This is a genomic window from Pseudomonas sp. P4_C4, assembly GCF_056402055.1.
Genome location: NZ_JBFUID010000065.1, coordinates 1 through 12,727 on the forward strand (window position 1 = coordinate 1; position 12,727 = coordinate 12,727).

12 protein-coding genes and 1 other RNA gene are annotated in these 12,727 nt (G+C 60.5%); 9 read left to right on the forward strand and 4 right to left on the reverse strand.

The annotated features are described in order from the left end of the window. Positions 1-78 precede the first annotated feature (78 nt). The 4 genes from AC1DXW_RS25990 to AC1DXW_RS26005 form a co-directional block, all read right to left on the reverse strand. The gene (locus AC1DXW_RS25990; protein ID WP_477753047.1) at positions 79-657 is read right to left on the reverse strand and encodes a BON domain-containing protein; all 579 of its coding nucleotides are present in this window, start codon (positions 655-657) and stop codon (positions 79-81) included. Further along, a complete protein-coding gene (locus tag AC1DXW_RS25995; RefSeq protein WP_477753048.1) occupies positions 654-1,247 on the reverse strand; it encodes a phosphoheptose isomerase in 594 nt (197 codons plus the stop codon). The genes AC1DXW_RS25990 and AC1DXW_RS25995 overlap by 4 nt, the downstream gene beginning before the upstream one ends. Before the next feature lie 104 nt (positions 1,248-1,351). Next, positions 1,352-1,714 carry a YraN family protein gene (locus tag AC1DXW_RS26000; protein WP_477753049.1) on the reverse strand — a complete coding sequence of 121 codons (363 nt, stop codon included), beginning with the start codon at positions 1,712-1,714 and terminating at the stop codon, positions 1,352-1,354. Next, positions 1,714-3,525 carry a penicillin-binding protein activator gene (locus tag AC1DXW_RS26005; RefSeq protein ID WP_477753050.1) on the reverse strand — a complete coding sequence of 604 codons (1,812 nt, stop codon included), beginning with the start codon at positions 3,523-3,525 and terminating at the stop codon, positions 1,714-1,716. The genes AC1DXW_RS26000 and AC1DXW_RS26005 overlap by 1 nt, the downstream gene beginning before the upstream one ends. Before the next feature lie 177 nt (positions 3,526-3,702). On the opposite strand from AC1DXW_RS26005, the gene rsmI reads away from it, so the two are divergent. The 9 genes from rsmI to mraY all read left to right on the forward strand — a co-directional run bounded on the left by rsmI (position 3,703) and on the right by mraY (position 12,726). After that, positions 3,703-4,608 (forward strand): 16S rRNA (cytidine(1402)-2'-O)-methyltransferase, encoded by a 906-nt coding sequence (gene rsmI / locus AC1DXW_RS26010; protein ID WP_162130270.1) that lies wholly within the window; start codon positions 3,703-3,705, stop codon positions 4,606-4,608. A 75-nt stretch (positions 4,609-4,683) separates the two neighbouring features. Further along, positions 4,684-5,037, forward strand: an RNA gene (gene rnpB, locus AC1DXW_RS26015) — RNase P RNA component class A. 355 nt (positions 5,038-5,392) lie between these two features. After that, positions 5,393-5,848, forward strand: coding sequence for a division/cell wall cluster transcriptional repressor MraZ (gene mraZ, locus AC1DXW_RS26020; protein WP_221731512.1), 456 nt, complete (start codon positions 5,393-5,395; stop codon positions 5,846-5,848). Beyond that, positions 5,845-6,792 (forward strand): 16S rRNA (cytosine(1402)-N(4))-methyltransferase RsmH, encoded by a 948-nt coding sequence (rsmH, locus tag AC1DXW_RS26025; RefSeq protein ID WP_477753051.1) that lies wholly within the window; start codon positions 5,845-5,847, stop codon positions 6,790-6,792. Before mraZ ends, rsmH begins: the two co-directional genes overlap by 4 nt. Beyond that, positions 6,789-7,082 carry a cell division protein FtsL gene (gene ftsL, locus AC1DXW_RS26030; RefSeq protein WP_007998257.1) on the forward strand — a complete coding sequence of 98 codons (294 nt, stop codon included), beginning with the start codon at positions 6,789-6,791 and terminating at the stop codon, positions 7,080-7,082. Before rsmH ends, ftsL begins: the two co-directional genes overlap by 4 nt. Then, positions 7,082-8,821: a peptidoglycan D,D-transpeptidase FtsI family protein gene (locus tag AC1DXW_RS26035; protein WP_223459011.1), complete on the forward strand. Its 1,740-nt coding sequence runs from the start codon at positions 7,082-7,084 to the stop codon at positions 8,819-8,821. The genes ftsL and AC1DXW_RS26035 overlap by 1 nt, the downstream gene beginning before the upstream one ends. Then, a complete protein-coding gene (locus tag AC1DXW_RS26040; RefSeq protein ID WP_477753052.1) occupies positions 8,821-10,284 on the forward strand; it encodes a UDP-N-acetylmuramoyl-L-alanyl-D-glutamate--2,6-diaminopimelate ligase in 1,464 nt (487 codons plus the stop codon). Before AC1DXW_RS26035 ends, AC1DXW_RS26040 begins: the two co-directional genes overlap by 1 nt. Continuing rightward, entirely contained in the window at positions 10,277-11,644 is a 1,368-nt protein-coding gene (locus AC1DXW_RS26045) for a UDP-N-acetylmuramoyl-tripeptide--D-alanyl-D-alanine ligase (RefSeq protein ID WP_477760637.1), read from the forward strand. The genes AC1DXW_RS26040 and AC1DXW_RS26045 overlap by 8 nt, the downstream gene beginning before the upstream one ends. After that, positions 11,644-12,726, forward strand: coding sequence for a phospho-N-acetylmuramoyl-pentapeptide-transferase (mraY, locus tag AC1DXW_RS26050; protein WP_016773275.1), 1,083 nt, complete (start codon positions 11,644-11,646; stop codon positions 12,724-12,726). The genes AC1DXW_RS26045 and mraY overlap by 1 nt, the downstream gene beginning before the upstream one ends. Position 12,727 lies beyond the last annotated feature (1 nt).

Here is a 12,727-nt window from a genome sequence, read left to right on the forward strand (position 1 = left end):
ATCTTAAAAACCCAAAACAAAAGATCGCAGCCTTCGGCAGCTCCTACACCGCGTGCAGATAGGTAAGCGGTGTGCGGATCAGTCGATGTACTCAAACAGCTTCACAATCTTCTGTACGCCGGAAACGCCTTGCACCAGGTTGGTCGCCTGCGCAGCTTCCTGTTTGGTCAGCAGGCCTAGCATGTAGACAATGCCGTTTTCAGTGACGATCTTGATGCGCGAACCGGGGATGTTGGCGTCGGCGAGCATCTGGGCTTTGATCTTGGAGGTCAGCCAGGTGTCGTTCTGACGGGCCAGGAAGCTGGAGGGTGGCAGGACCTGCAGCTCGTTGTGCACCTGCTTCACGCGCTGGACCGCGGCGGCGGCCTGTTCGGCCTTGGCCTTGAGGTCTGCGCGTGGCGTTTGCCCGGCGAGCAGCACGACGCCGTTGAAGCTGGTGACGACGATGTGCGAGTCCTTATCCAGGGCTGGGTCGGCCTTGGCGACGTTCACGCCAACCTTGGTGTCGATCAGGGAGTCGTCGATCTTGCTGCCCAGTGTGCGGGTGCCACGGTCATCTTCAATCGGTGCTTCACGGCTGGCAGTCACCACCGAGGTGCAGCCACTGATGCCGAGGCACAGGGTCAAGGCCAGAAGGCCCAGGCGATTAGGGGTCATTCTTCACTCCCGAATATTTGGCTGTCGATCAAATCGCAAAGGCAATGGATCGCCAGCAGGTGGACTTCCTGAATGCGTGCAGTGACGTTGGCCGGTACGCGAATCTCGACGTCCTCGGGCAATAGCAGTGACGCCATGCCGCCGCCATCACGACCGGTCAATGCTACGACAATCATTTCGCGATCATGTGCGGCCTGGATCGCTTGAATTATGTTGGCCGAGTTACCGCTGGTGGAGATAGCCAGCAACACATCGCCCGGTTGGCCGAGTGCGCGGATCTGCTTGGAGAAGATTTCGTTGTAGCTGTAGTCATTGGCGATCGAGGTGATCGTCGAGCTGTCGGTCGTCAAGGCGATGGCTGGCAGGCTCGGGCGCTCGCGCTCAAAGCGATTGAGCAGCTCGGACGAGAAGTGCTGGGCGTCGCCGGCAGAGCCGCCGTTACCACAGGAAAGCATTTTTCCTTCGTTGAGCAGGGCGTTGACCATGACCTGGCTGGCTTGCTCGATGTGCGGTGCAAGTACTTCCATCGCCTGTTGCTTGGTGTCGATACTGGCCTGAAAAAGCTGGCGAATTCGGGATTGCATGTCCATCTGTGTGACCTTAAGTGGCGCGGCTGTTCGGCACATGAATGTGCAGCCCGCAAAGCAAAGAGCAAAAGTGTTCGGTGATAGTGTCCGGTTCGCACTGCCGGCGATCAGCCGTCGAAGGCATTCTGTAGCCAGTTCAACTGATCGAGGTTGCTGTCGATGGCAATCACGTCGAAGCGGCAAGGGAAATTGGCCCAGCGCGACTCGCGCTGAAGAAAATATTGCGCGGCGAAAATCAGTTTTTGCCGTTTGCGCTCATCGATGCTGTCGAGCGCGCCACCCCATTGAGTGTTTTTTCTGTAGCGGACTTCAACGAATACTACTGTATCGCCATCTAGCATGACCAGATCAAGCTCGCCGCGTTTACACAACCAGTTCTGCGCCAGCAGGCGCAGACCCTGTTGTTGAAGATGCTCGAGCGCATGGCGCTCGGCATCCTTGCCGCTTTGCTGGCGTGACCTGTCGGGCATCAGCGAGCGGTGTCCGGCAGGCGCTGGACCTGGCCATTGGCGAACTGGGCCCATGGCAACTGGCGCACGACCCGCTGGCTCTGAGACATGCCAAGGCTGCCCGATTCACCGTCGATGCGGCTGTCTGGCAGTGACTTGAGCTGGCCCAGGCGTGGCGCCAGGCGATAAGCGTCCACACCCATGGCATACAGGCGCCCCAGGCTGCCGGCGGCTTGTGGCCACTGGGCGGTGACCTGGCGGCGCAGTGGATCATTGGCGTCCAGCAACCATGGCGTCTCGCAGAAGCGAATGCCATTCATGTCGTTGTACTGGTTGACGTCACCGCTGGCGCTGAACACGTGGGAGGTGGCGTAGACCGGAACATCGCCTGCGTACTGGAAGTTCAGGGTCGGTTTGATCTGCTGGGCCTGTTGCGGTGTTGCGGCGAGGAAAATGAACTCGATGTCCTGGCGGCGCGATGGCTGGGCAGCTACTTGCGAGCCAACGGTGCTTTGCAGGCTCTTGGCGCGACCTTCGCTCTGACGCAGCTGGAACATGTCGGCAATCTGCTGGGCCAACTGGACCGGTTGATCGACGCGTTCGGTGGCGACGATGGTGCCGCCATTGGCTTGCCAATCCTGGCTGAATGCCTTGAGCACGCGGTCGCCCCATTCACCTTTCGGCACCATGATGGCTGCGCGATGCAGGCCGTCGGCGCGAGCGCGGCGCGACACTTCGCGGGCTTCGTCTTCAGCGGCAAGACCGAACTGGAACAACTGCGCCGGACCCTGATCGCCTTCGCTATAGTTCAGCGCGAGTGTGGTGATTGGCAATTGCGGGCGAGCGCTCAGCTGTTTGACCAGCGGCTTCTCCAACGGGCCGACGACCAGTTGCACGCCATCGGCCTGGGCCTTGCGGTAGAACTCGTCCATGGAGGTCAGGCGCGAGCTGTCATAGAACTCGATGGCGGGTGGTTTCTGCCCGGCCTGTTGGGCCTGGTAGTGAGCAGCCATGAAGCCGTCGCGCAGTGCTTTGCCGACCGAGGCCAGCGGGCCGTCCTGAGGCAGCAGCAGGGCGATCTTGCTCAGGGGCTGGCTGGCCAGTTCCTTGAGTTGGGTCAGTGGCTGCGGCAATTGAATGGCTGCCGGGTGTTTCGGGTTCTGCGCGCGCCATTTGTCGATGGCGGCTTGTTGCTGCTCCAGGGTGCCGGCGGATTTCACGGCCAGCGCGAGGGCCATCCAGCCGCCGAGATCGTCGGTGGTGTTCGGTTGCAATTGCTCGGTCGGCAGCGAAGCGATCAGGGTCCAGATGGCTTCGTGGTTTTTGCTCGCGGCCTCACCTTTTAGCATCGGGGCGATGAAAATGCGCTCGCGAGCGGCGGCGAGGGTCTGGCCATCGGCTTCAAGTGCACGGGCGTGAACGGTGCCGGTGCGGACCTGTTGTTCGATGGGCAGTTCGCTCAAGCGTTGCATGCTCGGATGGCTCAAGGCCGTCAGCGCGGCCTTGGGCTGGTTGCGGGTCATGGCCAGTTCAGCCGCCAGGGTGCTGGCGAAAACCTGTGGGCCCGGCTTGAGCTGTTCGATCGGAACCTGTTGCAGGATTTGCGCGGACTGGCCGGCATTGCCCTGGCGATAGGCCAGGTCGGCAGCGCTCAGGCGCAGCAGGGCGGCATCTTCCGGTGATTTGCTTTGGGAGGCCTTCTCAAGCAGTTGCTCGATACTGGCATCCGGTGTCCGTGGAAGTTCGCCAAGGCTGGAGGAGGGCGAGCTGGCGCAAGCCGCCAGCAAGGCAGCGAGGCAGAGGGCAGATAACAGCCGCAGGCAAGCGATCATGTAAGCGTTCCTGATACTCGATCAAATTAGCGTGGAATTGTACCCAAGCACTGGCCGGGGCGCGATGTTACTGGTGTGAATCGATCAATTTAGCTGGTGTAAATGTTGCGCCAGCGCACAAACAGTCGCCGAGACCTCCATTGGTTGCGCGTATCGTGAACCTCGCTACGCGCTACAATGGCGACTTTTACCGATCATGAGGTGTGCGCTTTGACTGCTCCAGGTGCTTTGAATTCCGCTGCTGGCTCGCTTTATGTGGTGGCGACGCCCATCGGCAACCTGGATGACATCAGTGCGCGGGCGCTGAAGATTCTCCGTGAAGTGGCCTTGATCGCCGCGGAAGACACCCGTCATTCCCAGCGTTTGATGCAGCACTTCGGCATCTCGACGCCATTGGCGGCCTGCCATGAGCACAACGAGCGGGATGAAGGTAGCCGCTTTATCACTCGCCTGCTTGCCGGTGACAACGTGGCGTTGATCTCGGATGCCGGGACGCCGCTGATTTCCGATCCGGGTTATCACCTGGTGCGGCAGGCCCGGGCGGCGGGCATCAATGTGGTGCCGGTTCCGGGTGCCTGCGCGTTGATTGCCGCGCTGTCGGCAGCAGGGCTGCCTTCCGATCGATTCATTTTCGAAGGTTTTCTGCCGGCCAAGGCGGTGGGGCGGCGTGCGCGTCTCGAACAGGTAAAGGAAGAACCTCGCACCTTGATCTTCTATGAGGCCCCACATCGCATCCTGGAGTGCCTGCAAGACATGGAACTGGTGTTCGGTCCCGAGCGCCCGGCGCTGCTTGCCCGTGAGCTGACCAAGACGTTTGAGACTCTCAAGGGGCTGCCGCTGGCTGAGCTGCGCGAGTTTGTCGAGTCGGACAGCAATCAGCAGCGCGGCGAGTGCGTGGTGCTGGTGGCGGGCTGGTCTGCGCCCGAGGAGGAGGGCGCCGTCAGCAGTGAGGCGATGCGCATCCTCAACCTGTTGCTCGAAGAAATGCCGCTCAAGCGAGCGGCGGCTTTGGCGGCGCAAATCACCGGCGAACGAAAGAATGTGCTGTACCAGATCGCGCTGGATCAGCAGAAGGGCGAGTAAAACCCGACGCACAGGCGTGCTCAATGGCGCTTGGCGCTTGTTCTTCGGGCGCTGTGCCGGTAACCTTCGCGGCGGAGAGTCGATCGGACAGTCGCTGCCCTCTATGAAAATTAGGGGGGGGAGGAAAGTCCGGGCTCCATAGGGCGAAGTGCCAGGTAATGCCTGGGAGGCGTGAGCCTACGGAAAGTGCCACAGAAAATAACCGCCTAAGCGCTTCGGCGCCGGTAAGGGTGAAAAGGTGCGGTAAGAGCGCACCGCACGTCTGGCAACAGTTCGTGGCTAGGTAAACCCCACTTGGAGCAAGACCAAATAGGGTCCCAAGGCGTGGCCCGCGCTGGGACCGGGTAGGTTGCTAAAGATGTCCAGTGATGGCCATCGTAGACGAATGACTGTTCAAGACAGAACCCGGCTTACAGATCGACTCTCCACCTTTTTCTTTCCTCTGCTTGAATCATTGAGCAGGGGGCAAGTGATAGCAATTTCCCTCCTTACACAATCATCAGCAGAACCTCTTTTGTAATACCAAAAAAATCTTACTCTTAATAAATCACTTTAACTTTCGAACGCAGCCTTCTGTGCTGGTTCAAGTTATCGATCAGTTTCATCTGCCGGATTCTCGTTGCCTCTCCGTTAATGCTCCTAAATCTCAGTTCTGTAAGGGTTTTCCTTTGCTCCGCGCCTTGACGGTGTGGTGGGCGCATTCCTATAGTGTGCGCAAGTGGCGGAAAGTGGCATGAAGTGGGTTTTTTGAACTCAAAACGCTAGAATTTGGAGAAACGCTGACGTGTTTCGCGGAGCCAACGCTATCAGTCTCGATGCAAAGGGCCGTCTCGCAATGCCGAGCCGGTACCGTGACGAGCTCGAATCGCGCAGTTCCGGTCAATTGATCGTGACAATTGATGCCGTTGATCCTTGTTTGTGTGTTTACCCCCTCGATGAGTGGGAAATTATTGAAACCAAACTGCGCGCACTGCCTTCGCTTCGCGAAGAGAACCGCCGCCTGCAACGTTTATTGATTGGTAATGCCGTCGACCTCGAGCTTGATGGCAGTGGTCGTTTTCTGGTTCCGCCGCGTCTTCGTGAATATGCCAAGTTGGATAAGCGCGCGATGTTGGTAGGCCAACTGAACAAGTTCCAATTGTGGGACGAGGATGCCTGGAACGCGGTTTCTGCCGCTGACCTGGCTGCCATTCAACAACCGGGCGCGATGCCTGATGAACTGCGTGATTTGATCCTGTGACTATTGATAGCGGCTTTAACCACATCACCGTACTGCTTGACGAAGCCGTCGAGGCTCTCGCCGTACGTCCTGATGGCTGCTATCTGGACGGCACGTTCGGGCGCGGCGGACACAGCCGGTTGATCCTCAGCCAGCTCGGTCCCGATGGTCAGTTGCTCGGATTCGATAAAGATCCACAAGCGATTGCCACCGGGCAGACGCTAGCGGCCGAAGACGGCCGCTTTGTCGTTGTGCAGCGCAGCTTTGCCGAGCTCGGTTCGGAAGTCGCCGAACGCGGGATGAACGGCAAGGTCAGCGGCGTATTGCTGGATCTGGGCGTGTCTTCGCCACAGCTCGACGACCCTGAGCGCGGCTTCAGCTTCCTCAACGACGGCCCGCTGGACATGCGCATGGATCCGTCCCGTGGCATCAGCGCCGCCGAATTCGTCAACACCGCGCCCGTGGAAGAAATCGCACGGGTGTTCAAGGAATACGGCGAAGAGCGTTTCTCCGGCCGCATGGCCCGTGCCGTGGCCGAGCGCCGAGACATCAAGCCATTCGAGCGCACCGGTGACCTGGCAGAAGTCCTGAAGGTCGCCAACCCAGCGTGGGAAAAGGGCAAAAACCCTGCAACCCGTGCGTTCCAGGGTTTGCGCATTCACGTAAACAACGAACTGGGTGATCTGCAGACCGGCCTCGAAGCCGCGCTGGAATGCCTGGAAGTGGGCGGTCGCCTGGTGGTGATCAGCTTCCATTCGCTGGAAGACCGTATCGTCAAACTGTTCATGCGCAAGCTGGTGAAAGGCGAAGCCGACAACCTGCCGCGCAACCTGCCGGTTCGGCATGTCGCCTTCGAACCGAAAATCAAAGTCCATGGCAAAGCGCAGACGGCCTCCGACGCCGAACTCAAAGCCAACCCACGTTCCCGTAGTGCTGTCATGCGTGTGGCGGAGAAGCTGCGGTGAGCAAGCTTTTCGCCAAGCCATTGCCCGGCGGAAGCTTCTTCATGCTGCTGTTGTTTGTCGGCGTGCTCGTGTCGGCCATCGGCGTGTCCTACAGCGCGCACTGGAACCGTCAGCTATTGAATTCGCTGTACAACGAATTGAGCGTGCGCGACAAGGCGCAAGCCGAGTGGGGCCGGTTGATTCTGGAGCAGAGCACCTGGACCGCCCACAGCCGTATCGAAGTGCTGGCCACCGAACAATTGAAAATGCACATCCCCGGTGCCGCTGACGTGAAGATGGTGGCGCCATGATGAAACTCGAAGGTGCACTCTTTCCTTGGCGGTTCCGCGTGGTGCTGGGTTTGCTTGGCGTCATGGTGGCCGCGATTGCCTGGCGCATCATTGACCTGCAAGTGGTCGATCGTGCCTTCCTTAAAGGTCAGGGCGATGCGCGCAGCGTTCGTCATATTCCGATTCCGGCTCACCGTGGTCTGATAACCGACCGTAACGGCGAGCCTTTGGCCGTCAGTACCCCGGTGACCACACTGTGGGCCAACGCCAAGGAAATGCAGCTGGAAAAAGACAAGTGGCCAGCACTGGCCGCAGCGCTGGGACAAGATCCCAAAGCCCTGACTGAGCGTCTTGAAGCCCAGGCCAACAAAGAATTCATTTACCTGGTGCGCGGGCTGACGCCTGAGCAGGGTCAGGCCGTGCTCGACCTGAAGGTGCCGGGTGTCTATGGCATCGAAGAGTTTCGGCGGTTTTATCCTGCCGGCGAAGTCACTGCTCATATGGTCGGGTTTACCGACATCGACGATCACGGTCGTGAAGGCGTCGAACTGGCCTACGACGAATGGCTGGCCGGGGTCCCTGGCAAGCGTCAGGTGATCAAGGACCGGCGCGGCCGGCTGATCAAGGATGTCCAGGTCACCAAAAACGCCAAGGCCGGCAAGCCCTTGGCGTTGTCCATTGACCTGCGCCTGCAATACCTGGCCAACCGCGAATTGCGCAACGCGATCATCGAGAACGGCGCCAAGGCCGGCAGCCTGGTGATCATGGACGTGAAGACCGGCGAGATTCTCGCGATGGTCAACCAGCCGACCTACAACCCGAACAACCGTCGCAACCTGCAACCGGCGATGATGCGTAACCGCGCGATGATCGACGTGTTCGAGCCGGGTTCGACCATGAAAGCGATTTCGATGAGCGCTGCGATCGAAACCGGCCGCTGGAAACCGAGCGACACCGTCGAGGTGTATCCGGGATCCTTGCAGATTGGTAAGTACACCATCAAGGACGTATCCAAGACCGAAGGCCCGGTACTCGACCTGACCGGCATCCTGATCAACTCCAGTAACGTCGGCATGAGCAAGGTTGCCTTCGACATTGGCGGCGAAACCATTTTCCGTCTCGCGCAGAAAGTCGGCCTCGGCCAGGACACCGGCCTGGGCTTCCCGGGCGAGCGCGTCGGCAACCTGCCGAATTACCGCGAATGGCGCAAGGCAGAAACCGCCACGCTGTCCTACGGCTACGGTATCTCCGTGACCGCAATCCAGCTTGTCCACGCTTTCTCGGCCCTGGCCAACAACGGTCGCCTCGCACCGCTGACCCTGATCAAGACCGACAAGGCACCGCAAACCACCCAGGTGTTGCCGGAGGCCGTCGCGAAAACCATGCAAGGCATGCTGCAACAAGTGATCGAGGCCCCGCGCGGTGTGTTCCGTGCGCAGGTGCCGGCGTATCACGTGGGCGGCAAGTCGGGTACTGCGCGTAAAACCTCGGTTGGCACCAAGGGCTACGCCGAGAACTCCTACCGTTCGCTGTTCGCCGGCTTCGGCCCGATGAGCGATCCGCGTTACGCCATCGTGGTGGTGATCGACGAGCCGACCAAGGCCGGTTACTTCGGTGGCCTGGTTTCCGCGCCGGTGTTCAGCCGTGTGATGTCGGGCACTCTGCGCCTGATGAACATTACGCCGGACAACCTGCCACCTACTCAACAAGCGAACGCAACACCGGTCGTTCCGCTGAAAGCCAATGGAGGGCGCGGCTGATGTCTCTGAGCCTGAACAAGATTTTCCCTCACGCCGGCCACGATCTGCTGATTCGCGAACTCGCCCTGGACAGCCGCAATGTGCGCGCGGGTGATCTGTTCCTCGCCGTGCCGGGCGGGAAATTCGATGGGCGCGCGCATATTGCCGACGCCTTGCAGCGCGGTGCTGCTGCGGTGGCCTATGAAGTAGAAGGCGCCACGATCCTGCCGATCACTGAAGTGCCGCTGATTCCGGTCAAGGGCCTGGCGGCTCAACTGTCGGACATCGCCGGGCGTTTTTATGGCGAGCCGAGTCATCACCTGAACCTGGTGGGCGTAACCGGCACCAACGGCAAGACCAGCGTGACGCAATTGGTCGCCCAGGCACTGGACCTGCTCGGCCAGCACTGCGGCCTGGTCGGCACACTCGGTTGCGGTTTCTACGGCGCGCTGGAAAGCGGCCTGCACACCACACCAAACCCGATTGCCGTGCAAGCGACCTTGGCGGACCTGAAAAAGGCCGGGGCCAAAGCCGTGGCGATGGAGGTTTCCTCCCATGGCCTGGACCAGGGCCGCGTGACCGCATTGGCCTTCGATGTGGCGGTGATGACCAACCTGTCCCGCGATCACCTGGACTACCACGGCACCATGCAGGCTTACGGCGAAGCCAAGTCCAGGCTGTTTGCCTGGAATGACTTGAAATGCCGCGTGGTCAACCTCGACGACGAGTTCGGCCGGCAACTGGCTGCCGACAAGTGCGAATCGCGGCTGATCACCTATAGCCTGGAAAATTCCAGCGCTTACCTGTATTGCCGCCAGGCGCAATTCGACGACGAAGGCGTGCGCGCCACACTGGTCACGCCGCAGGGCGAGCACCTCTTGCGCAGCACCTTGCTCGGTCGCTTCAACCTGAGCAATGTCCTGGCGGCGGTCGGCGCGTTGCTCGGTCTTGATTACGCCCTGGACGAAATCCTCAAGGTGCTGCCGCAGCTTGAAGGCCCTGCCGGTCGCATGCAGCGTTTGGGCGGTGGTTCGCAGCCGCTGGTGGTGGTCGATTACGCCCACACCCCGGATGCCCTGGAAAAAGTATTGCTGGCCTTGCGTCCACACGCCAAGGGTCGGTTGCTGTGCCTGTTCGGCTGTGGCGGCGACCGCGATCGCGGCAAGCGCCCGTTGATGGCCGAAGTGGTCGAGCGCTTGGCTGATGGCGTGCTGGTGACCGATGACAACCCGCGTACTGAAGACCCGGCAGTGATTTTCGATGACATCCGCGCCGGTTTCACGGCTGTGGATAAAGTGGAGTTCGTTGCCGGTCGTGGCCAGGCGATTGCCCAACTGATCGCCAGCGCTTCGGTGGATGACGTGATTGTCCTGGCCGGTAAAGGTCACGAGGACTATCAGGAAATCAACGGCGAGCGTCATGCCTTTTCCGATCTGGTCGAGGCCGATCATGCCTTGACCGCGTGGGAGGTGGCCCATGCTTAAGGCCTTGAAACTGAGCGAACTGACCGGTGCGCTGAATGCTCGCCTGGTGTCCTCCGATGCCAGTTTCGACGGTGTCAGCATCGACAGCCGCGCAATCAAGCCTGGTCAACTGTTTATCGCGCTGGCCGGTCCGCGCTTCGATGGTCATGATTATCTGAATGAAGTCGCCGCCAAGGGTGCCGTGGCCGCGCTGGTCGAGCGTGAAGTCGCCGACAGCACGCTGCCACAATTGCTGGTCAGCGACACTCGCCAGGCCCTGGGCCAGTTGGGCGCGCTGAATCGCGCCGCCTACACCCATCCGGTCGCGGCCATCACCGGTTCCAGCGGCAAGACCACGGTCAAGGAAATGCTTGCGAGCATCCTGCGCACCCGTGGTCCGGTGCTGGCCACCCGTGGCAACCTGAACAACGACCTCGGCGTGCCGCTGACCTTGCTTGAACTGGCGCCGGAACACGCTGCCGCAGTGATCGAGCTGGGTGCCTCGCGCCTGGGCGAAATTGCCTACACCGTGAGCATGACCAAGCCGCACGTGGCCATTCTCAATAACGCCGGGACCGCCCACGTCGGCGAGTTCGGCGGTCCGGAAAAAATCGTCGAAGCCAAGGGCGAGATTATCGAAGGGCTGGATGCCGATGGCGTCGCCGTTCTCAATCTCGACGACAAGGCATTCGGTATCTGGAAGGCGCGCGCCGGTGACCGCAAAGTGCTGACGTTTGCGTTGAGCAACGCCAGCGCCGATTTCCATGCCAGTGACCTGGCCACCGATGCTCGCGGCTGCCCGGCGTTCAACCTGCACGGCCCTGAAGGTGTGGCGCGCGTTCAACTGAACCTGCTCGGCACCCACAACGTCACCAATGCCATGGCCGCCGCCGCTGCCGCCCATGCCCTGGGTGTGTCGCTGTCCGGTATCGCCGCTGGCCTTGGCGCGGTGCAACCGGTCAAGGGTCGCACCGTTGCGCAATTGGCCAGCAATGGCATGCGCGTGATCGATGACACTTACAACGCCAATCCCACCTCCATGTGCGCTGCCGTTGATATACTGGCCGGCTTTTCCGGTCGCACCGTCCTGGTGCTCGGGGATATCGGCGAGTTGGGCGAATGGGCGGAGCAGGGGCACCGCGATGTGGGCGAGTACGCCCGTGGCAAGGTTTCTGCGCTGTACGCCGTCGGGCCAATGATGGCTCACGCCGTGAACGCATTCGGTCCACAGGCTTTTCACTTCAGCACACAGGCTGAGCTGATCAAGGCCCTGGACGCCGAACAAGACACAAACACCACCATTTTGATCAAGGGGTCGCGCAGCGCTGCGATGGAAAACGTCGTCGCCGCCTTGTGCGGGTCCAGTCTGGAGAAACATTAATGCTGCTGCTGCTAGCGGAGTATCTGCAACAGTTCTACAAAGGCTTCGCGGTCTTCCAGTACCTGACCCTGCGCGGGATTCTCGGTGTACTGACCGCGCTGGTTTTGTCGCTGTGCTATGGCCCGTGGATGATCCGCACCCTGCAGAACCGTCAGATCGGTCAGTCCGTTCGCAATGACGGCCCGCAGTCGCACCTGTCCAAATCGGGTACACCGACCATGGGCGGCGCACTGATTCTGTCGTCCATCGGTGTCAGCACCCTGCTTTGGGCTGACCTGAGCAACCGTTACGTCTGGGTCGTACTGTTGGTGACCCTGCTGTTCGGCGCCATCGGCTGGGTCGACGACTACCGCAAGGTCATCGAGAAAAACTCCCGTGGCTTGCCGAGCCGCTGGAAATATTTCTGGCAATCGGTGTTCGGCCTGGGCGCGGCGATCTTCCTGTATATGACCGCCGCCACGCCGGTGGAAACCACACTGATCCTGCCGATGCTCAAGGACTACAGCATTCCACTGGGTGCCGGCTTCATCGTCCTGACCTACTTCGTGATTGTCGGTTCGAGCAACGCGGTCAACCTGACCGACGGCCTCGACGGCCTGGCGATCATGCCGACGGTGATGGTGGGCGGCGGCCTGGGCATTTTCTGCTACCTGTCGGGTAACGTGAAATTCGCCGAATACCTGCTGATTCCTTATGTGCCGGGCGCAGGCGAGCTGATCGTGTTCTGTGGCGCGTTGATCGGAGCAGGCCTGGGCTTTCTGTGGTTCAACACCTATCCGGCACAAGTCTTCATGGGCGACGTCGGCGCACTGGCGCTGGGCGCGGCCCTGGGCACCATCGCAGTGATCGTCCGTCAGGAAATCGTCCTGTTCATCATGGGCGGCGTGTTCGTGATGGAAACCCTGTCCGTGGTCATTCAGGTTGCCTCTTTCAAACTGACCGGTCGCCGCGTATTCCGCATGGCGCCGATCCACCACCACTTTGAACTCAAGGGCTGGCCCGAGCCGCGTGTGATCGTCCGTTTCTGGATCATCACCGTGATTCTCGTGCTGGTCGGCCTTGCCACCCTGAAGCTGAGGTAGA